Origin of the sequence: Sediminicoccus sp. BL-A-41-H5 (genome assembly GCF_050632405.1) — a bacterium.
Lineage (GTDB): Bacteria > Pseudomonadota > Alphaproteobacteria > Acetobacterales > Acetobacteraceae > Roseococcus.
Window position 1 is genome coordinate 187,728 of sequence record NZ_CP192601.1, and the last position, 18,563, is coordinate 206,290.

The 18,563-nt window shown below is 71.0% G+C and carries 21 protein-coding genes; 7 read left to right on the top strand and 14 right to left on the bottom strand.

All coding sequences use genetic code 11. The features are described 5' to 3' along the window. Window positions 1-58: 58 nt before the first annotated feature. The gene (locus ACQ860_RS00890) at window positions 59-1,036 is read left to right on the top strand and encodes a zinc-binding dehydrogenase (protein ID WP_431301523.1); all 978 of its coding nucleotides are present in this window, start codon (window positions 59-61) and stop codon (window positions 1,034-1,036) included. Window positions 1,037-1,128: 92 nt separating this feature from the next. Further along, window positions 1,129-1,458, top strand: a complete 330-nt coding sequence (locus ACQ860_RS00895) for a hypothetical protein (RefSeq protein WP_431301524.1) — start codon at window positions 1,129-1,131, stop codon at window positions 1,456-1,458. Here the strand turns inward: ACQ860_RS00895 and ACQ860_RS00900 are convergent. Genes ACQ860_RS00900 through ACQ860_RS00910 form a run of 3 tightly spaced genes read right to left on the bottom strand, consistent with a single transcriptional unit; the run spans window position 1,448 to window position 3,289 of the window. After that, window positions 1,448-2,083, bottom strand: coding sequence for an SOUL family heme-binding protein (locus ACQ860_RS00900; RefSeq protein ID WP_431301525.1), 636 nt, complete (start codon window positions 2,081-2,083; stop codon window positions 1,448-1,450). The genes ACQ860_RS00895 and ACQ860_RS00900 overlap by 11 nt on opposite strands. Beyond that, window positions 2,080-2,310 carry a hypothetical protein gene (locus tag ACQ860_RS00905; protein WP_431301526.1) on the bottom strand — a complete coding sequence of 77 codons (231 nt, stop codon included), beginning with the start codon at window positions 2,308-2,310 and terminating at the stop codon, window positions 2,080-2,082. The genes ACQ860_RS00900 and ACQ860_RS00905 overlap by 4 nt, the downstream gene beginning before the upstream one ends. Before the next feature lie 31 nt (window positions 2,311-2,341). Then, complete coding sequence (locus ACQ860_RS00910) at window positions 2,342-3,289, bottom strand: Bug family tripartite tricarboxylate transporter substrate binding protein (protein ID WP_431301527.1); 948 nt, start codon at window positions 3,287-3,289, stop codon at window positions 2,342-2,344. A 197-nt stretch (window positions 3,290-3,486) separates the two neighbouring features. On the opposite strand from ACQ860_RS00910, the gene ACQ860_RS00915 reads away from it, so the two are divergent. The 3 genes from ACQ860_RS00915 (at window position 3,487) to ACQ860_RS00925 (ending at window position 6,213) form a co-directional block, all read left to right on the top strand. Beyond that, the gene (locus ACQ860_RS00915) at window positions 3,487-4,506 is read left to right on the top strand and encodes a cysteine synthase A (RefSeq protein WP_431301528.1); all 1,020 of its coding nucleotides are present in this window, start codon (window positions 3,487-3,489) and stop codon (window positions 4,504-4,506) included. Next, window positions 4,503-5,147 (top strand): serine O-acetyltransferase, encoded by a 645-nt coding sequence (gene cysE / locus ACQ860_RS00920; protein WP_431301529.1) that lies wholly within the window; start codon window positions 4,503-4,505, stop codon window positions 5,145-5,147. The genes ACQ860_RS00915 and cysE overlap by 4 nt, the downstream gene beginning before the upstream one ends. An 82-nt stretch (window positions 5,148-5,229) precedes the next feature. Further along, window positions 5,230-6,213 carry a Bug family tripartite tricarboxylate transporter substrate binding protein gene (locus ACQ860_RS00925; RefSeq protein WP_431301530.1) on the top strand — a complete coding sequence of 328 codons (984 nt, stop codon included), beginning with the start codon at window positions 5,230-5,232 and terminating at the stop codon, window positions 6,211-6,213. Between the two features lie 22 nt (window positions 6,214-6,235). Here the strand turns inward: ACQ860_RS00925 and ACQ860_RS00930 are convergent, their stop codons facing one another. From ACQ860_RS00930 to aroB, 9 genes are all read right to left on the bottom strand, one after another. After that, window positions 6,236-7,054, bottom strand: a complete 819-nt coding sequence (locus ACQ860_RS00930; protein WP_431301531.1) for a transporter substrate-binding domain-containing protein — start codon at window positions 7,052-7,054, stop codon at window positions 6,236-6,238. Next, the gene (locus ACQ860_RS00935; RefSeq protein WP_431301532.1) at window positions 7,054-7,845 is read right to left on the bottom strand and encodes a substrate-binding periplasmic protein; all 792 of its coding nucleotides are present in this window, start codon (window positions 7,843-7,845) and stop codon (window positions 7,054-7,056) included. Before ACQ860_RS00935 ends, ACQ860_RS00930 begins: the two co-directional genes overlap by 1 nt. A gap of 3 nt (window positions 7,846-7,848) precedes the next feature. Next, on the bottom strand, window positions 7,849-9,183 hold the full coding sequence (locus tag ACQ860_RS00940) for an ABC transporter substrate-binding protein (RefSeq protein WP_431301533.1): 1,335 nt from the start codon (window positions 9,181-9,183) through the stop codon (window positions 7,849-7,851). 5 nt (window positions 9,184-9,188) lie between these two features. Continuing rightward, on the bottom strand, window positions 9,189-10,013 hold the full coding sequence (locus ACQ860_RS00945) for a substrate-binding periplasmic protein (protein ID WP_431301534.1): 825 nt from the start codon (window positions 10,011-10,013) through the stop codon (window positions 9,189-9,191). Between the two features lie 169 nt (window positions 10,014-10,182). After that, a complete protein-coding gene (locus ACQ860_RS00950) occupies window positions 10,183-11,448 on the bottom strand; it encodes a TRAP transporter large permease (protein WP_431301535.1) in 1,266 nt (421 codons plus the stop codon). Further along, a complete protein-coding gene (locus tag ACQ860_RS00955) occupies window positions 11,445-12,011 on the bottom strand; it encodes a TRAP transporter small permease (protein WP_431301536.1) in 567 nt (188 codons plus the stop codon). Before ACQ860_RS00955 ends, ACQ860_RS00950 begins: the two co-directional genes overlap by 4 nt. Before the next feature lie 84 nt (window positions 12,012-12,095). Then, window positions 12,096-13,094, bottom strand: coding sequence for a TRAP transporter substrate-binding protein (locus tag ACQ860_RS00960; RefSeq protein WP_431301537.1), 999 nt, complete (start codon window positions 13,092-13,094; stop codon window positions 12,096-12,098). A 75-nt stretch (window positions 13,095-13,169) separates the two neighbouring features. After that, window positions 13,170-14,189, bottom strand: a complete 1,020-nt coding sequence (locus ACQ860_RS00965; protein ID WP_431301538.1) for an NADP-dependent oxidoreductase — start codon at window positions 14,187-14,189, stop codon at window positions 13,170-13,172. Further along, a complete protein-coding gene (gene aroB, locus ACQ860_RS00970) occupies window positions 14,186-15,880 on the bottom strand; it encodes a 3-dehydroquinate synthase (protein ID WP_431301539.1) in 1,695 nt (564 codons plus the stop codon). The genes ACQ860_RS00965 and aroB overlap by 4 nt, the downstream gene beginning before the upstream one ends. Window positions 15,881-15,916: 36 nt before the next feature. Between aroB and ACQ860_RS00975 the strand changes: the two genes are divergently transcribed. Then, on the top strand, window positions 15,917-16,063 hold the full coding sequence (locus ACQ860_RS00975; RefSeq protein WP_213615244.1) for a hypothetical protein: 147 nt from the start codon (window positions 15,917-15,919) through the stop codon (window positions 16,061-16,063). A gap of 6 nt (window positions 16,064-16,069) precedes the next feature. After that, complete coding sequence (locus ACQ860_RS00980) at window positions 16,070-16,957, top strand: tyrosine recombinase (protein WP_431301540.1); 888 nt, start codon at window positions 16,070-16,072, stop codon at window positions 16,955-16,957. Window positions 16,958-17,059: 102 nt separating this feature from the next. Here ACQ860_RS00980 and ACQ860_RS00985 read toward each other — a convergent pair whose 3' ends face one another. Together ACQ860_RS00985 and ACQ860_RS00990 are read right to left on the bottom strand one after the other, a co-directional pair. Next, window positions 17,060-17,548 (bottom strand): hypothetical protein, encoded by a 489-nt coding sequence (locus ACQ860_RS00985; RefSeq protein ID WP_431301541.1) that lies wholly within the window; start codon window positions 17,546-17,548, stop codon window positions 17,060-17,062. A gap of 84 nt (window positions 17,549-17,632) precedes the next feature. Beyond that, complete coding sequence (locus ACQ860_RS00990) at window positions 17,633-18,508, bottom strand: helix-turn-helix domain-containing protein (RefSeq protein WP_431301542.1); 876 nt, start codon at window positions 18,506-18,508, stop codon at window positions 17,633-17,635. Between the last annotated feature and the right edge of the window lie 55 nt (window positions 18,509-18,563).

Genomic DNA, 18,563 nt, shown 5'->3' on the forward strand with positions numbered 1-18,563 from the left:
CCTCGTTCCATGCGCGGTTTCGGATTAGCCTCCGCGTCGATTCCCAGGGGAGCATGCCATGAAAGCCGCCGTCGTCACCGCCGAAGGCCTCAAGATCCAGGAGGTGCCGGTGCCCAGGCCCGGCCCCGAGCAGATCCTGATCAAGCTGCGCGCCATCGGCCTGAACCGCGCCGATCTCGGCGTGGCGGCCGGCCATGCGCATGGCGCGGTGGGCGGCATCGGCGCCATCCCGGGCCTGGAGGCCGCGGGCGAGATCGTGGAATGCGGCAGCGAGGTGCCCTCGCATCTCAAGCCCGGGATGCGCGTCATGGGCGGCATGGGCGCCTGCTACGCCGAATACGCGCTCGCCGATTGGGGCCGCGTGAGCCTGGTGCCCGATGCCAACATGTCCTGGGAGGTGGCGGCCACACTCCCGGTGGCGCTGCAGACCATGCACAACGCCGTGGTCACGCACGGCCTCTGCGCCCCGGGTTCGGCCATCATGATCCAGGGAGCCTCCTCCGGCGTGGGCCTGATGGGGCTGCAGATCGCGCGCCTCATGGGCGCCAGCGTCGTCGTCGGCAGCTCCACCAACCCGGAGAAGCGGGCGCGGCTGGCCGAATTCGGCGCCACGCTGGCGGTGGACACGAACGACCCCGCCTGGGTGAAGCAGGTGCTGGAGGCCACCGGCGGCCGCGGCGTGGATTCCGTGGTGGACCAGATCAGCGGCCCGCTCGTCTCGCAGACGCTGGCGGCGACGCGCATCCTGGGGCGCATCATCAATGTCGGGCGCCTGGGCGGGGCCGTCGCCGATTTCGACTTCGACCTGCATGCCGCGCGCCGCATCTCCTATATCGGCGTCACCTTCCGCACCCGCAGCAATGAGGAGGTGCGCGAGATCGTCCGCCTCATGCGCCAGGACCTCTGGGCGGCGCTGGAGGCAGGCAAGCTCGCCTTGCCGCTTGATCGCGTCTTCCACCTCGATGAGGTGCATGCGGCGCTGGCGCACATGAAGGCGAACGCGCATTTCGGGAAGATCGCGATGGTGACGGGCTGACCATCGGCTGAGCCTTCCCCCGGGATCGAAGATGCCGATTGGCAGGGGGCCTGCACAAAGGTTAACAAGACTCGACATGCGGGAGTGAGACCATGTTGCGCCTTCTGCCCCTGGTGATCGTCCTGATCCTGCCGGCCACGGCGCAGGCGCAGCTGGCGCGCTTCTGCAACGGCCGGGTCACGGCCGAGCGGACGGACACCGACCGGACGAGCACCACCATCACCTACTACGCCTTCATCCGCAGCCAGAGCCCGGCCAACATCACCTTCACCTACCGGGGCAATCTGCTGGACCGGCCGATGAACCGCAGCTTCCAGGTGAGCCCGGCGGGTCTGCGCGTGAAGCTCGGCCATCAGGCGAATGGCGTGGGGCAGACCCTGATCAGCACGCAGCTGGTGGAAGCCATCGCCATCACCTGCTGAGGACGGGGCGCCACGCCTCGCTCCGGCGCAGCGCCGGGATGGTCCAGGGCGGATCGTAGAACCAGGCGCCGCCCGGGCCGCTGGGCGTCCACGCGCTGCCCGCGAGCGCGGCGTCAAGGCGGGCCTGGGCCGCCGCCACCGCCTCGGCGCCTGGCAGGCCGGAGAAGCGCAGCACCGCCACCTCCACCTCAGGGAGCGTCACGATCGCGATGCGGGGGTCGCGCGGGCGGGGCAGGGTGGCGAGGCTGTAGCGCGCCGGCATGAAGAAGCCCACGCGCCATTGCCCCTCGCCGCCGCTTTGCGCCACGGGGGCGGTCATCCCGATCCGCTCGCCCGCCTCGGCCCTCCCTTGGGCGACCGGCGCCGTCATGCCGATGCGCTCGGCCGCGTCATTCTCGCCGAAGATATAGGCGGCGAGCGGCCGGAAGGCGGCGCTGCGGGCGGAAACCTCATCGCCCGTGACGCTGATCTCGGCGATCAGGCGCGGGGCGTAGCGGCGGATTTCCAACTCCCCCACACGGGCGATCACGGTGAAGGGCGGTTCTTCGGTGCCGTCGCGCATGCCGAAAGCGGAGCACGCCGCGACGAAGGGCGCCAGCAGCAGGGGCAGGAGCCGCCGCCTCATCGCTCGAAGCGCAGCATGATGGCCACCCCCAATTGCACCGAGCCGAAGGTCAGCGCGCAGAAGAACCAGAGCAGCAGCAGGGGCAGCGGGTGCTCGGAGGAGCGGAGCAGCAGGCCGCCCAGACCCAGCGGGTCCGCCCAGAGGATCGCCGCCATCAGCACGGCCGAAAGCGCCATGCCGATACCGACATGGGAGAGGTAGAAACGGAGCCGGGGCGCGTCATTCACGCCCCGGGATGTGGGGCAGGGCGCGCCGTCTTCAATCCGGCTGCATGCCCGTGCGGCGGATCACCGGCGCCCAGCGCTCGGCATCCTCGCGCAGCTTGGCGGCCAGCGCCTCGGGGGGGGCGTCCACCGGCTCGATGCCGAGCGCGCCCAGGCGCTCGCGCACCTCGGCGATCCGCAGCACCTCGCCCACCGCCTGGTTGATGCGCAGCACCGTCGCGGCCTCGGTCCCGCGTGGCGCGACGAGGCCGTGCCAGCCCGAGACGGCGATGTTGGAGACGCCGGCCTCCGCCAGGGTCGGCACCTCGGGCAGCGCCGAGGTGCGGCCGCCGGTCGAGACGGCGAGGCCGCGCAGGCGGCCGGCCTGCACATGCTGCGTCACCGCGCCGATATTGATCATCACACCCTGAAGCGAGCCGCCCAGCAGGTCATTCACCGCGAGCGCGCCGCCGCGATAGGGCGCATGCGTCCAGCGCGTCTCGGTCGCCTGCTGGAGCAGTTCCACCAGCAGGTGCGAGAGGCTGCCATTGCCCGGCGTGCCGACGGCGATGGGCAGGCGGCGGCTCAGCGCCACGAACTCGGCGAGGCTGGCCGCCGGGAAATCGGCCTTCACGACGAGGATCTGCGGCACGGAGGTGACCTGCGCGACCGCCGCGAAATCCTCGACGGGGTCGAAGGAGAGCCGGCGGAACAGCCCCTTGTTGATGGAGAGGCTGTCCGAGCCCGCGACGAGCGTCAGCCCATCCGGCCGGGCCCGCGCGCCCAGCTCGTAGCCGATATTGCTGCCGGCGCCCGGATGGTTCTCCACCACGATGGCCTGCCCCAGCACGGGGCCGAGATGGCGGGCGATGAGGCGCGCCACGATGTCCTGGCTGCCGCCCGGGGCGACCGGGACGATGAGGCGGATGGGGCGGTCGGCCTGGGCGAAAGCCGGGGCGGCGAGGGTGAAGGGGGCGAGGGCGAGGATCTGGCGGCGGTTCATGGGAACTTGCTCCGGCCGGGCGGAAAATACCCGGCGATGACGTGAATTAAGCACGATGAAGGATCGTGAGATATGAATTTCAACTTCGTCCGTCAACGTGAAATTCTCCACGTCGCCGCATGATCCCCCCGCGTCGCGCGCATTCCTCCGCGCGGAACCCTTGTTTCACGGTTGAGCCAAGCTGATATGCATCGGCCATGAACGCCATCACCTCGACGCCCGTCCGCGGCCTTCTCGGCGCCATCGGGAACACGCCCCTCATCCGCCTCGCCCGCGCCAGCGCCGCCACCGGCTGCGAGATCCTGGGCAAGGCCGAATTCATGAATCCCGGCGGCTCGGTGAAGGACCGTGCCGCGCTCGCCATCATCCAGGGCGCGGAAGCACGCGGCGAGCTGCGCCCCGGCGGCGTCATCGTCGAGGGCACGGCGGGCAATACCGGCATCGGCCTGACGCTGGTCGGCAATGCGCGCGGCTATCGCAGCGTCATCGTGATGCCGGAGACGCAAAGCCAGGAAAAGATCGACTTCCTGCGCATGATCGGCGCCGATCTTCGCCTGATCCCGGCCAAACCCTTCAAGGACCCCGGCAACTACGTCCATTATTCACGCCGGCTGGCCGAGGAATTGAACGCGGCCGATCCGGGCTCCGCCCTCTGGGCCAACCAGTTCGACAATCTCGACAACCGCGAGGGCCATCGCCGCACCACGGGGGCCGAGATCATCGCCCAGGCCGGCGGCCGGGTGGACGCCTTCACCTGCGCCTGCGGCACCGGCGGCACGCTGGCCGGCATCGCCATGGCGCTGAAGGCGCATGACGCCACGACGCAGGTCGTGCTCGCCGACCCCATGGGCTCCGCCCTCTATGCCTGGCGCAAGACCGGCACGCCCGAGATGAGCGAGGGCGGCTCCATCACCGAGGGCATCGGCCAGTCCCGCGTCCCCGGCAATCTGGAAGGTGCCCCCATTGATGACGCGCTGCAGGTGACGGATGAGGAGGCGCTGGAGCAGGTCTTCGACCTGACGCTGCATGAGGGGCTGTGCATCGGCGGCTCGGCCGGCATCAATGTCGCCGCGGCCGTGAAGCTCGCGCGGATGATGGGCCCCGGGCACCGCATCGTCACCATCCTCTGCGATGGCGGCGCGCGCTACCAGTCCAAGCTCTTCAACCCGGAATTCCTGCGCGCCAAGGGCCTGCCCGTGCCAGGCTGGCTCGCATGACACTCGAGATCGTCGAACTCGGCCGCTCCATCCGCGAGCGCGACCCCGCGCGCCCCTCCTGGCCCGAGGTCATCTTCTCCTATCCCGGGCTGCATGCCGTGCTGTGGCACCGCCTCGCGCACCGGCTCTGGACGCTCGGCCTCAGCGGCCTCGGCCGCTTCACCTCGCATCTCGGGCGCATGCTGACGGGGATCGAGATCCATCCTGGGGCGAAGATCGGCCGGCGCCTCTTCATCGACCACGGCATGGGTGTCGTGATCGGCGAGACGGCGACGATCGGCGATGACGTGACCATCTATCACGGCGTCACGCTGGGCGGCCTCTCGCTCAAGGCCGGCAAGCGCCACCCCGATGTGCTGGATGGCGCCATCCTGGGTGCGGGCGCCCAGGTGCTGGGCCCCATCACGGTCGGCCGAGGGGCCCGCGTCGGCGCCAATGCCGTCGCCGTCGCTTCCGTGCCGGATGGCACCACGGTGGTGGGCATCCCCGCCCGCTGCTCGGGCCCGGATTGTCCCGAGATCGTGACCGTGGGCTATGGCCTGCCCGCCCAGGAAATCGACCCTGTGGGCGAGCGTCTGGCCGCGCTGGAGGCCGAAATGCGGGCATTGCGCGTGACATTGGAGCAGCGCCGCGCCAGCTGAGCGGCGCCGCGTGTGAATTTTGGGTAAACATCGCGCGAATCCCGGTCTATCCTCGCCCTTCCAGCCCGGAGACCTCACGCCCGTGACCACCCGTTTCACCCGCCGCGCGGCCCTCGCCGGCGCCAGCCTCCTGCCCGCCGGCCTCGCGCTTCCGGCGCTCGCCCAGCCCGCCTGGCCCTCGCGGCCCGTGCGCATCATCGTCCCCTTCGCCCCCGGCGGCTCGGTGGACACCATGGCGCGTGCCGTGGCCGCCCGCATGGGCGAGCGCACCGGCCAGACCGTGACCGTCGAGAACCGCGCCGGCGCCAATGGCACGGTGGGCGGCATCGCCGTCTCGCAAGCGCCGGCCGATGGCTACACGCTGCTGGTCTCGGCCTCGGTGCAGACCATCGCGCGCCTGGTCATGCGGGCCCCCGGCTATGACCCGCTGACCGACCTCAAGCCCATCGCCCGCGTGGGCGAGGGGCCCTGCCTGATGGCGATCAACCCCGCCCGCCCGCAGACCACCATGGCGGAGATGGCCGCCGCCATCCGCGCCAATCCGCGCGACTGGTCGGCCGGCGTCTCGGCGCTGGGTTCGGCCGGGCACCTCGCCTCCATCGAGTTCGTCCGGCAGATCGGCGCGGACGTCACCTTCGTGCCCTATCGCGGCACCGCGCCCATCCTGGTGGATCTGCTGGGCGGCCGCCTCGGCTTCAACACGGACCCCATGCTCGCGATGCTGCCGCCGGTGCGCGCCGGCAGCCTGCGCGGCATCGCGCTCACCGCGCCGCAGCGCAGCCCCGCCGCCCCCGACATCCCGACCACGGCCGAGGCCGGCTTCCCCAGCGTGGACGCGCATTCCTGGTGGGCCATCTGGGGCCCGCCCCGCATGCCCGACGGCATCATCGCCCGCATCAATGCCGAGGTGGAGGCGATCATGGGCGAGGAGGCGATCCGCTCGCGCCTGCAGGGCCTCGGCATCGTGCCGACCTTCCAGGCGGGTGCGGCGCTCGAAACCTATATCGCGCGCGATTTCGAGAAGGCGCAGACCCTGCTGCGCCTGGCGCGCGTCGAGCCCGAGTGAGGCCCGGCGGCTGCGCGCCCGCTCAGCGGAAGCGCAGCCCCTCCGGCAGCGGGGCTGCGAAGTAGCGGGCGTGGATATCGGCCAGCGTGCCGTCCAGCCCGCGCAGGAAGAGAAAGATGTTCAGGAAGCGCTGCAGGTCCGGCTGGCCGAGCCGCGTGGCCAGCCCGTAGGTCCAGGACTGCACCGGCAATCGTGGCACGATGTCGAGGTCCGGCCGGGCGAGGCGCAGGTCCCGGAGCTGCCAGTCATAGGTCACGGCCACATCCGCCTCGCCCAGCAGCAGCGCCTCCACCGTCTGCGGCGTGCCGGGCGTGAAGAGCGCGATGGCGCCCGGGGGCAGCAGGGCATGCGCGGCGTCGGCGGCGATGGTCCCGGCCGACATCGCCACCCGCCGGCCGACCAGGTCGCCCATCGATTCCAGGCGCAGCCCGGCCGGCGCGGCGAAGACCGTGTTCACCCGGCCATGCGGCAGGGTGAAGGCCACGCGCCCCGTATAGGGCGGCGTCATCGGCAGGACGGCGGCCAGGATGTCGCATCGATCCTCCAGCAGCGCCTCCATCCGCTCGGCCGCCTTCAGCCGGACGAGGCGCAGGCGAAGGCCCATGTCGCGGGCCAGCAGCCGCGCGATCGCGACCTCGGAGCCATCGGGCCGGCCCTCGGCGTCGAAGCCGCCCCAGGGGGGCGTCTCCAGCCAGACGCCGATCCGCACCACCCCCTCCTCCCGCACGCGGCGCAGCACGTCGGGTGTGGCCGCGGCGCGCGCGGGGCGGAGCGAAGGGCAGGCGAGGGCCAGGCCTGTGAGTGCCAGGAGGTGCCGGCGCCCCGGCAGGGGGCGGGCCATCACAGCGTCCTCCTTCCGCCGGCGTCCTGCTCGAAGAAGGCGTGGTGGAGCGCCTGCAGCTGCCCCTCCTGCCGCAGCAGGTAGAGCAGCACGTTCACCGCCCGCAGCAGGTCATGCTCGCCCATCCGCAGCATGGCGCAATGCCAGAACTCACCCAGGGTGAAGCGCACCGTCGCACCCGGCACCACGCGCTGGATCTCGCGCGCGTGATAGGTCGGCACCACCACCGCCTCCTTGCCGCCGCGCCGCAGCGCCGCCGCCGCCTCCTCCCAGCTGCGATGGGTCACGGTCCGCGCCTCCTCCACGCCCGCCTCGCGCAGCGTCTCGGCGAAGGAGCGCCCGTCGAGGACGCCGACGCGCCAGCTGGCAAGATCGCCCATGCCGAGCACCGGATGCTCGCGCGGCGTGAGCACGACGAGCTGGAAGCGCATGATCGGGTCGCTCAGCAGGGTGCTCATGGCGAGCCAGGTGCTGGCGATGGCCCCGCCCAGCCCCAGGTCGAAGCGGCCCTGCTGCGAGAGGCCCAGCATGTCGCCCCGCGGCACCGCCACGAATTCCGGCCGTACGCCGAAGCCATGCGCGATGCGGTGGCCCAGTTCGGGCAGGTAGCCGCGCAGGCTGCCATCCGTGGCGCGCGCGGCGGCCACCGTCCCCTCCACCTGCACGCCGAGGCGGATCACCCCCGCATCCAGCACGCGCCGGAGCGAGCCATCCGGGGCTGCCCGCGCCGGGCCGGCCAGCCATGGCAGACCGGCCAGCAGGGTGCGGCGACGAAAGGGCGGCAGGCCCATGGCTCAGCCCCTCGACCGGCGCAGGCCCGACCAGGCCTCGGCCGCCAGGGTGAGGCCCGCATCGGGCGAGAGCGTCCCCTGGCAGATCGCCTGCCAGAGCCGGTCGGTCAGAGCCTGCCAATTGCCGAACCAGGGCGAGATCGTGTCCTTGGTGCGGACCGCGTCCATCTGCTGGCGCAGCACCATGTTGCCGCCCAGGCTCCATTGCGTGACGTAGTCGATCACCTGCTGGTCCTGGTAGAGCGGCGTGGCGCAGAAGGGCACGCCCGCGCCGAAGAGCAGGCGCTTGGCCATGGCGTATTCGCCTGTGTGGTCCCGCCCGCCGAAGGCGCCCATGAAGGCGACGGCGTTGCGCAGCCGCCTCAGGTTCCGCGCCGCGGCCGAAGTGAGCGCGTACATGCGCACCCAGCCGCAGGTCTCATGCCGCGTGGCATCGGGGCCGTTGGGCATCAGCGCCACGTGGAAATGCCCCGCCTCGGCGAAGCGCGCCGGGTTGTTCAGGAAGCGCATCCGGTAGGTCGGCAGGATGGCGAAGGCGTGCTGGCCATGGCCGAAGGCCTCCAGCACGTCATCCTCGCTGGCGCTGACCGCCTCGGGCGAGACGATCCGTTCATGCAGCACCGCATGGGCCAGGAAGTCGAGCGCCGCGCGCGTCTGCGGCCGCGCGGCCATCACCGGCTCGCCGCCGGCCACGAAATCCCCGCCGAAGCTGAACACCAGGGTCGAGATCACCTCGATCAGCCAGGGGTCGGCGGCGAGCGGCAGGCCGAGCGGCGCCGCGGCCAGGCCGCGCCGGCGGATCACCTGCGCCTGGTTCACCACCTCGTTCCAGCTTCGCGGCGGATCGCCGAAGCCCGCGCGCTCCAGCAGGCGCGCATTGTAGAGGAAGGCCATGTTGTCCCCGTAATAGGCAAGGCCGTATTGCTCGCCCCGGTGGCTCATCCCCTGCACGCAGGAGGCGCGGGTCTCGGGCTTGAAGCGCGCCAGCGCCGCCACATCGTCGATCGGGGAGACCCAGCCCGCCTCGGCGAATTCGGGCAGCCAGGCGTCGGAGAGCCAGATCACATCGGCCGGCCCGTCGCCCAGCATGCGCGAGAGGAGGGCGGTGCGGTAGCCGCTCCAGGGGAAGTGCTGGTGCGCCACGCGCAGGCCCGTGGCCGTCATGAAGCTCGTGATCTGCGCGCGGAGCGTGGCCTGGATGGGCGCGCCGCTGGTCCAGCTGATGAAGTTCACCGTCTGCGGATCGGCCGTCTGCGCGAGGGCAGGGGCCAGGGCGGGTGCGGCGAGGCCGGCCCCGGCGAGGAGCAGGCCGCGGCGCGGAAGGGGGGCGGGCGGCATCGGCGTCACTCCGGATAGGGCGGGTTGAAGGGCAGGCCCGTCTCGCGGCGGAACAGGTCGGCGAGGCGACCATCCAGCAGCAATTGCTCGATGGCGAGGTTGACCGCGCGCCGCAGGTCATGCGCGCCATAGGCCACGGCGGCGGCGAAGGTCGCGGGCGCCAGCGACTGCTGCACGCGCAGGCCGAGCTCCGGCAATTCGCGCAGCGCCGAATCGGCCGTCACGCTGGTCAGGATGGCGCCGTCCAGTTGCCCCTCCGTCAGCAGCCGCAGAAGCTGCCAGGGGGTCGCCACCGGCGTCACGCTGGCGAGCGTGCCGCGATCCACCAGGGCCGCGGCGAGGACGGACAGCGCGCCGAGGCGCATGCCCTGCAGCCTCTGGCGCGGCCGCTCCGTCGCCTGGGCGCCGCGCGCCACCACGACGAGGTCGAGGTTGAGATGCGGGCTGCAGAACATGATCTGGCGCAGCAATTGGCGCGTGATCGGCGGCGCCAGCGCGACGTCCACCTCGCCCTCGATCAGCCGACTGGCGCCCTGGCCCGATTCGCGCACCGGAAGCAGCTCGGCCCGCACCCCCAGCTGCTGCGCGATGAGCCGTGACAGCGCGTCATGGAAGCCATCCCGCATGCCGGGTGCGTCCGGCCCGGGCCGGGGCAGGAAGCGGGAGGTCCAGAAGCTGACGCTCACCCGCAGCACGCCGCGCCGCACCACGCCCGCCAGCGAATCATCCAGGCCCTGGGCCCGGGCTGCGAAGGGGAGAAGAAGCGGTGCGCCAAGCAGGGCCCGGCGGGATGGGCGGGGCGGTGGGAATTCGGCCGGCGTCCGGCTCATGGCGTCCCTGCCTCCTGTTTCGACCGCGTTCTCTTGCGCATGGCCTCGCTTCGCGATTGCACCGGGTGACCCGCTGCCCGGCATCCTGGGAGGGTGGAGTGGCTCGCGCCTTGATCCAACGCAATCGAGACCGGAGGCGGCGCCGGGCCGCGGCCGGCCCGGCTGGAGTTCAGCGCACCAGGTACAGCGTCAGCGCCGGAAAGATGCTGAGCAGCACCAGCACCACGGCCGTCGTGAGGCAATAGGGGATGGTCCAGAGGAAGATCTGCCCCGGCTTCATCTTCGTCACCGCGGCGGCGATGAAGAGCGCGATGCCGACCGGCGGCGAGACCAGCCCCAGCACCAGGTTGATCGAGACCACGACGCCGAAATGCACGGGATCGATCCCGTAGATGTCGGTCGCGATGGGCAGCAGGATCGGGACCACCATGATCAGGCCCGGAATGCCGTCGATCACCGTGCCGATGACCAGCAGGATCACGTTCACCAGCAGCATGAAGGAGACGGGGCCGGTCGCGATGGTCTGGATCCAGGCCGCGATGTCCTGCGGCACCTTGCCGAAGGTGAGCACCCAGCCGAAGACGGCGGCCGTCGCCACCATGAAGAGCACGACGGCGGCGTTGCGCCCGGCCGCCAGCAGCATGCGCGGCAGGTCCCGGTCGTGGAATTCGCGCGTGACGAAGCGGCCGATGACATAGGCGGCCACGCAGGCGACGGCGGCACTCTCGGTCGCGGTGGCGACGCCGGTCGTGATGCTGCCGATGATGACGACGGGGATGGCCAGTGTCAGCGCGCCGTCGCGGAGCAGCGTGAGGCGATCGCGCCAGGTGAGCGCGCCGGGCACGGGGAAGGGGCGGACCAGGCCCACGCAGAAGATCACGAGGAAGAAGCCCGCCGTCATCATCAGCCCGGGGATGATGCCGGCCAGGAACATGTCGCCGGTGGCCACCCGCGCCAGCACGGCATAGACCACGAACATCATCGAGGGCGGGATGATGGGCGCGAGCAGCCCCGCCGAGGCGGTGGTGGCGACGGAGAAGCGGCGGTCATAGCCCTCGCGGTCCATCTCGGGGACGATGACGCGGCTCATGATGGCGATCTGCGCGGCGGCCGAGCCCAGGATGCTCGCCATCAGCGCATTGGCCAGCACGTTGATGTAGGCGAGGCCGCCGCGCACCGTGCCGACGAAGGCGCGCGCGAGGCCGATCAGGCGCGTGGTGATGCCGGCCCCGTTCATGATCTCGCCCAGGATCAGGAAGAGCGGAATGGCGAGCAGCCCGTAGTTCTCGACGCCGCCGAACATCTGGATCGGGTAGGAGCCGAGCAGCACCTGGTTGTTGCTGGCGAAGATATAGGCCGCCGCTGAAAGCCCCAGCACGATGCCGATGGGCGCGCCGATGAAGAGCAGGGCGGCGAAGGCGAGGCCGGTGATCAAACCTCCGCCTCCTGGCGTTCGGCGAAGGCCGCGCCCGAGCGCATGGCGGAGAGGTCCTCCAGAAGGTTGGCGGTGGCATGGATCGTGGTGGTCAGCGCGAACCAGGGCATGACCAGGAAGAAGGGCCATTTGGGCAGGTTCACGGTGGTGGGCCGGTCCATGTAGATGCCGTTGAAGTTCACCTCGAAGAAGGCCTGGAGGTTCCAGTCCTGGGCGATGAGGGTGGGCAGGTCGAACCACCACCAGCAGAGCACGACCATCAGCACGCCGAAGCCCAGTACGAGGGCATCCACCAGCACGCGCGCCGCATGGCGCAGCCGGTCGGGCAGGGGGTCGGTCAGGAGGGTGACGGCGAAGTCCATGCGCTGGTGGACGAGGAGCGAGGCGCCGATGAAGCAGCCCCAGACCATGGCGAAGACGGCGGCCTCATCCACCCAGAACAGCGAATAGTTCAGGCTGCGTGTGACGACGTTGAGCAACACGAGCCCGAGCACGAGGGCCATGCAGATGACCAGCGCGCCCTTCTCGAGTGCGGCGGTCGCGAGGCTCAGGCGCCGCATCATGTCTCGCCGGAGATGCAAGAACCTGAGGTTCTTGCTGGGGGAGTACGAGGGGGCAAAGCCCCCTCGTGGCGCGCTGCCCGCACCTCAGCCGCGCGGAAACGCCGCGCGGAGCTGCGCGAGTGCCGGCGCCTTCGGCCCCCACATCCGGTCGAACTGCGCCACGGCATCGCCGAAGAATTCGGGCCCGGTGGGGCGGATCTGCATGTTGCTCGCGCGCAGCTGCGCCCCCTGGCGTGCCTCGCGCTCCGGCATGGAGTTGCACAGCGCGTCCAGCGCCTCGGTCATGGTGCCGCGGATCAGCTCGCGGTCGGGCGGGGTCAGCGTGCCGAAGACGCGGGCCGACATCATGCCCACGGCGGGGAACATGAAGTGGTTGGTCAGCAGCATCGTCCGGCAGAGTTCCTGGAAGCGGTTGTTGATGATGCTCTCGAAATCCAGGTCCACGCCGTCGATCTGCCCGTTGGACAGCGCCTCGAAGATCTGCGGCAGCGGGAGCGGCGTGGGCGCCATGCCGATCAGGTTGAAGAAGTCCCGCGTGGGGGCGGCGGGCGTGATGCGGATCTTCTTGCCGCGCAGGTCGGCCAGCGTGTTCGTCACATCCCGCGTGCTGAGCTGGCGCATGCCCACCATGCCGTAGCGGAAGCCGACGCAGCCCGTCGCCTGCGGCAGGCCGTTGAGCAGGCCGAGCGCAATCGGGTGGCGCAGCATGCGCACCGCCTCATCAATGTCCTTCGCGATGAAGGGGGCGAGCAGCGCGCCGAAGGCGTCCACGCGGTTGCTGATCTCGGAGACGGTGAGCAGGCTGAGGTCGAGCGCGCCGGTCTGCATCTGCTGCAGCATCGCCGCCTCGTTGCCGAGCTGGCCCGAGGGGAAGAGGGTGACGGTGAAGCGCCCGTTCGAGGCATCGCGCAGCCGCGTGCCCCAGGCGGTGAGCTGCTGGTTCCAGGTATGCGCGGGCGGGGTGATGAGGCCGAGGCGCAGCTCGCGCGGGGCCTGGGCGCGGGCATGGTTGGCGGGCAGCGCGAGCGCCGACACGCCGCCCAGGGCGGCGAGGCTGGCGCGGCGGGTGAGGTTACGCGTCATCGTGTCTCTCCGTCCGATGGGAAGGTCCGGCGTCTGTGTGCTTCATGCATGGCAGCATTGCAAGAAGCCGCGAAGTCATTCCACCTTGATGACGAGCTTGCCGAAATTCTCGCCCTTGAGCAGGCCGATGAAGGCGCGCGGCGCGGCCTCCAGCCCGGTCACGATGTCCTCGCGCCAATGGAGCTGGCCGCCGCGGATCAGCCCCAGCATCACCGCGCGGAACTGCGGATAGCGCTGCCAGCCATGGTCGCTGACGATGAAGCCCTGGATTCGCAGCCGCTTGCGCACCACGGGTCCGAGGTTCGGGCCGGGCGGCGCGCCGGCGGCATCCGCCCCGGGGGCGATGTTGTATTGGGCGATCATCCCGCACATCACCATGCGCGCGAAATCACGCAGGCGCGGGAAGACGGCGGCCTGCACATGGCCGCCCACATTCTCCCAATAGACGTCGATGCCATCCGGGCAGGCGGCGTCGAGCTGCGCGTTCAGGTCGCCGCGGTGGTCCAGGCAGTCATCGAAGCCGAGTTCGTTCTTCACGAAGGCGCATTTCGCGGCCCCGCCCGCGATGCCGATGACGCGCGCGCCGCGGGCGCGGGCGATCTGCCCCGCCACCTGGCCCACCGCGCCCGAGGCCGCGCTGATCACCACCGTCTCGCCCGGCTTGGGCTCGCCGATATCTTCGAGGCCGACCCAGGCCGTCAGCCCCGGCATGCCAAGCACGCCGAGATTGGCCGAGAGCGGCACCTCGTTCACATCCACGCGGCGCAGCTTGGCACCATCCATCGCGCAGAAGCGCTGCCAGCCCTGGCCGCCCATCACCGCATCGCCCGGCGCGAAGGCGGGGTCGTTGGAGGCGATGACCTCGCCCACCGTGGCCCCTTCCATCACCGCGCCGAGCTCGACCGGCTTCGCGTAGCTCTTCGCGTCGCTCATGCGGCCGCGCATATAGGGGTCGAGGCTGAGGAAGCGGTTGCGCACCAGCACCTGGTTGTGGCCCGGCAGCGGCATGGGCCCCTCGACGACCTCGAAATCACTCTCCACCGGCTCGCCCACCGGGCGGCGCTTCAGCAGGACCTGGAGATTGTATTCGCTCATGGCTCGCAGCCTTCCTCGGTGAGGAGCGCGCGGACCATCGCCTCGGTCACGCCGCTCTCGGTGAACACATCGCCCGGGGCGCGCAGCAGCACGAAGCGCATGGCGCCGTCGCGCGCCTTCTTGTCGGCCCGCATGCGCGCGATCAGGCGCTCCACGCTGAAGCGGCGGGGCAGGGAAGCGATCCGGTTGGGCAGCCCCACCTCGCGCAGGTGCTCGCGCACGCGGCCGGGCATTTCCTGCGAGCAGAGGCCGAGGCGGGCCGAGAGCTCGGTGGCCAGGCCCAATCCGATGGCCACCGCCTCGCCATGCAGCAATTCGCCACCATAGCCGCACTCCGCCTCCAGCGCGTGGCCGAAGGTGTGGCCGAGGTTGAGCAGCGCGCGGCCGCCCTCCGGCTTCATCTCGAACTCGTCATCCACGACGACGGCGGATTTCAGCTTGCAGCTCTCCAGCACGGCATGGGCCAGCGCGTCGGCGTCGCCCTGCATGGCGCGCGGCCCCTCGCTCTCGCACCACTCCCAGAGCGGGCCCTGCAGCAGCCCGTGCTTGGCGACCTCGGCCCAGCCCGCGCGCAATTCACGCTCCGGCAGGGTGCGCAGCGTCGCCGTATCGGCCAGCACCAGCCTGGGCTGGTGGAAGGCGCCCACCAGGTTCTTGCCGTGGCTGGTGTTGATGCCGGTCTTGCCGCCGACCGAGCTGTCCACCTGGGCCAGCAGGGTGGTCGGGCATTGCACGAAGGGCAGGCCGCGCAGCACGGCCGCCGCCGCGAAGCCGGCCAGATCGCCCACCACGCCGCCGCCGAGTGCGATCACCGCGAGGCGGCGATCCGCCTTGGCCGAGAGGATGCCATCCACCAGCCGCTCGAACTGCGTGAAGCACTTGCTGGCTTCGCCGGGGGGGACGAGGAATTCGCCCGCGACCGTGAAGCCCGCATCAGCCAGCGATTCCCGCAGCGTGGGCAGGTGCAGCGGCGCCACCGACTGGTCGCTGACGATGACGGCCCGCCGGCCTTCGAGGCGCTGCGCCATCTCGGCGCCGGCGCGCTTCAGTACGCCCTCGCCGATCACGATGTCATAGCCGTTGCGCGAGAGGCCCACATGCAGGCGCTCGGGCGGGCGATGGGCGGCCAGCGCCTCGGCCACGCGGCGGGTGGTCACTTCGGGCGCTTCATCGGTGCAGAGCAGGGTCACATCGGCCTCGGCATAGGCGGGGTGGCGGGCGGCCATCAGCCGCTCCAGCACCTCGCGCGGGTCCTGGCCCACGAACATGGGCCGGTGGTCACGCCCCGCCACGCGGCGCATGAGGGTGGAAAGGCGGCATTTGAGCCAGAGCGCGGTCGCGCCCGCCTCGCGGATGGCGGCGCGTGAGCGCGGGTCCACATAGGCGCCGCCGCCGGTGGCCAGCACGATGGGCTCGCCCGAATTCAGCAGGCGCGAGATGACGCGCCGCTCGCCCTCGCGGAAATGCGCCTCGCCATAGCGGGCGAAGATCTCGGAGATGGGGATGCCGGCCGCCTGCTCGATCTCGGTATCGGCGTCGCGGAAGGGCAGCCCGAGCCGCGCGGCGAGGCGGCGGCCGATGGAGGATTTCCCGGCTCCCGGCATGCCGACCAGCACGATGCTGCGCAAGGGGGCGACGTCCTGGGAATCGGGCTGGGCGAGGTTGCGTGACACTGGGCGCAAGGCTAGCACAATCCCTGAATCCTGCGAGGGGATGCCCCACTTCTCATGTTCCGCCGCCCGGTGCTGACCCTGTTCCTCCTGCTGCTTTGCGCCGGCGCGCTGGGCCTGCTGGCGCTCGGCGCCTTTCCGCCCGCCGTCACCACCGCCCCGGTTGAGCGCGTGCTGCCCAATGACCGTTTCCAGGTGCGCTGAGGCGGCGTGAATCGCCATCTCGAAGCCTTCCTGGAGATGATGGCGGCGGAGCGCGGCGCGGCCCGCAACACCATCGAGGCCTATCGCGCCGATCTGGAGAGCGCCCTCTCCCACCTGGAGGGGGACCCGGTCCGGGCCACGCCTGAGGATCTGCGCGGCTGGCTGGGCGCCCAGTCCATCTATTCGGCGCGCACCCAGGCGCGCCGCCTCTCCTCGCTGCGGCAATTCTACCGCTTCCTGGCGCGCGAGGGCCTGCGCCCCGATGACCCGACCGAGCTGCTGGACGCACCCAAGGCCCCGGCACCGCTGCCCAAGGCGCTGAGCGAGGCCGAGGTGCGGCAGCTCATCGAGGGGGCTTCGAAGCTTCCCCCCGCCCAGGCCCCCGTGGCGACGGCCGCGATCGAGCTGCTCTACGCCTCCGGCCTGCGCGTGACCGAGCTGGTGACGCTGCCCGCCGGCCTGATGCGCGAGGAGGAGCCGCTCGTCACCGTCATGGGCAAGGGAAGGAAGGAGCGCCTGGTTCCCATCTCCCGCCGCGCGCGGGAGGCGGCGATGGCCGCACAGGCCGGCCTGGTGCCGCGCGGCAAGGGGCGGCTTTCGGCGCGGAAATGGCTGCTGCCCTCACGCGGGGCCAATGGGCACCTGACGCGCCAGGGGGTGGGGCTGCTGCTGAAGCAGGCCGCCATCGCCGGCGGGCTCGACCCGGCCAAGGTCAGCCCGCATGTGTTGCGGCACAGCTTCGCGACCCACCTCCTGGCCCGCGGGGCCGACCTGCGCGCGCTGCAGACGCTGCTCGGCCATGCCGACATCGCGACCACGCAGATCTACACCCGCGTCCTGGAGGAGCGGCTGCGGGCGGTGGTCGAGGAACACCACCCGCTGGCCCAGGGCTAGACCAGGCTGCGTTCACATGCGTTCGCTTCGCACGGCCTAGCTTTTTGCTGAGAGGATGATTCAGCTTCGGCGATTCCGCCTCAACGAATCATGCTCCAAGGCTCAGCCCGGACGCGGCGTCCGCGGGACGCAGACCGCGTTGGAGCCGACATGGGGCAGCATGCACTCATCCGTCGGCCCGCGCAGGTAATACCCGTTGGGCAGGTTCCATGCTTCGGTGATCTGCACGAAGGACAGGCCGCGATTGTCATCCGTCCGCGGGCAGCGGCCGCCGATGTTGAAGGCGGGCGTGACGGGGCCGGAGGGCGAGGAGACGGGCAGCGAGCGCGCCACGCGGCCCTGCTGCAGCACGCCGCAGGATTGCGCGCCCGGCAGGGACTGGATCACGCCATATTCGCCGAAATTGGCCGCGGGGCGGATGCGGATGGGTTGGCCGGCCGCGATCTGCGCCTCGGTCGGGAAGGTGATGCGGCTGTTGGGCTGCACGGGGGCGGGGACCGGGCTGGGGGTCGCGGCATTCGGCGCGGGCCCTTCCGCGGCGCAGCCGGCCAGCGCCAACGGCGCGAGAAGAGCGAGGGGGATCAGGCGCATGTCAGGTTTCGTTCCGGATGCGGGCGGACCATCCGCTCGCATGGAATGGAGCCTAGGCCCTCCCCGCGGCCGCGCTCAAGCGGTTCAGCCGCGCGCCTCGCGCACCAGCTGCCGCAGGCGGGCCGCGGCCTCGGCGCCCTTGCGGCAATCCCGCCACATCGCCTCGGCCACGCGCTGATGCACCGAGACGGCCTCCTCCGCCGCCGTGATGCCGGCGACGCCGGCGACGGCACTCGGCGGCGCATCGGCCGGGATGGGGGAGGTGACGACATGCGCGCGCTCCCGCCCGCGCAGCACCATGAAGGGGGCGGAGGGCTGGATGCCGGTGGCAAGGCCGAGCTGCAGCCCGATCGGCACCGTCTCCATGATCACGGCCATGGCCTCGCACTCAATGGCCGCCGCCTCCCGCGCGCGGGAGCGTGAGGCCTCGGGGATGGTGAGGCCGCCGGCCACGCCCTCGTTCAGGAAGGTGACGATGGCCGATTCGCTCAGCACGGCGATCACCGAGGGGCGCTTCTGGATGTAGAGGCGCTTGCGGGCGGTCAGCGCGCCCAGCGCCTGCTCGATGAGGGAGATGGCGACGGTGCGGTCGGGCCCGGCGGGCACGGCCTGGGTCCAGGCCTCGGCCAGGGCGCCTTCCAGCGCCTCGCCCGTGATCTGCCAGCAGAAGGCGCCACCGGCCAGCAGCACCTGATCCGCCTGCTCCTCCAGGCCGCGCAGCCGCTCCTGGAAGGCGGCGGGGCGGGCGAAATACTCGATGCCGATGCCGAGCAGCGAGAGCGGCGAAACTTTGAGAAGTTCAGCGAGACGGCGGATCGTCTCAAGCTTGATGACTTCGCCCTTCTCATAGCGATAGAGCGCGGCGCGGGAGACACCGAGGCGGGCGGCGATCTCCTCCGCCCGCATGCCGGATTCCATACGATAGGCGCGGAGCTGTTGACCGATATCAGCGAATTTCATGGGAATCTGCCTCGTTGCTCAGCGTGCTGCAACCACAAGGTGGTAAGGGTTTAAA

Bases quoted from the DNA above. Each gene is read 5' to 3' on its own strand.
- ACQ860_RS00890 (WP_431301523.1), top strand. From the start codon at position 59: ATGAAAGCCGCCGTCGTCACCGCCGAAGGCCTCAAGATCCAGGAGGTG.
- ACQ860_RS00895 (WP_431301524.1), top strand. From the start codon at position 1,129: ATGTTGCGCCTTCTGCCCCTGGTGATCGTCCTGATCCTGCCGGCCACG.
- ACQ860_RS00900 (WP_431301525.1), bottom strand. From the start codon at position 2,083: ATGAGGCGGCGGCTCCTGCCCCTGCTGCTGGCGCCCTTCGTCGCGGCG.
- ACQ860_RS00910 (WP_431301527.1), bottom strand. From the start codon at position 3,289: ATGAACCGCCGCCAGATCCTCGCCCTCGCCCCCTTCACCCTCGCCGCC.
- ACQ860_RS00915 (WP_431301528.1), top strand. From the start codon at position 3,487: ATGAACGCCATCACCTCGACGCCCGTCCGCGGCCTTCTCGGCGCCATC.
- cysE (WP_431301529.1), top strand. From the start codon at position 4,503: ATGACACTCGAGATCGTCGAACTCGGCCGCTCCATCCGCGAGCGCGAC.
- ACQ860_RS00930 (WP_431301531.1), bottom strand. From the start codon at position 7,054: ATGGCCCGCCCCCTGCCGGGGCGCCGGCACCTCCTGGCACTCACAGGC.
- ACQ860_RS00935 (WP_431301532.1), bottom strand. From the start codon at position 7,845: ATGGGCCTGCCGCCCTTTCGTCGCCGCACCCTGCTGGCCGGTCTGCCA.
- ACQ860_RS00940 (WP_431301533.1), bottom strand. From the start codon at position 9,183: ATGCCGCCCGCCCCCCTTCCGCGCCGCGGCCTGCTCCTCGCCGGGGCC.
- ACQ860_RS00945 (WP_431301534.1), bottom strand. From the start codon at position 10,013: ATGAGCCGGACGCCGGCCGAATTCCCACCGCCCCGCCCATCCCGCCGG.
- ACQ860_RS00955 (WP_431301536.1), bottom strand. From the start codon at position 12,011: ATGATGCGGCGCCTGAGCCTCGCGACCGCCGCACTCGAGAAGGGCGCG.
- ACQ860_RS00960 (WP_431301537.1), bottom strand. From the start codon at position 13,094: ATGACGCGTAACCTCACCCGCCGCGCCAGCCTCGCCGCCCTGGGCGGC.
- ACQ860_RS00965 (WP_431301538.1), bottom strand. From the start codon at position 14,189: ATGAGCGAATACAATCTCCAGGTCCTGCTGAAGCGCCGCCCGGTGGGC.
- ACQ860_RS00975 (WP_213615244.1), top strand. From the start codon at position 15,917: ATGTTCCGCCGCCCGGTGCTGACCCTGTTCCTCCTGCTGCTTTGCGCC.
- ACQ860_RS00985 (WP_431301541.1), bottom strand. From the start codon at position 17,548: ATGCGCCTGATCCCCCTCGCTCTTCTCGCGCCGTTGGCGCTGGCCGGC.
- ACQ860_RS00990 (WP_431301542.1), bottom strand. From the start codon at position 18,508: ATGAAATTCGCTGATATCGGTCAACAGCTCCGCGCCTATCGTATGGAA.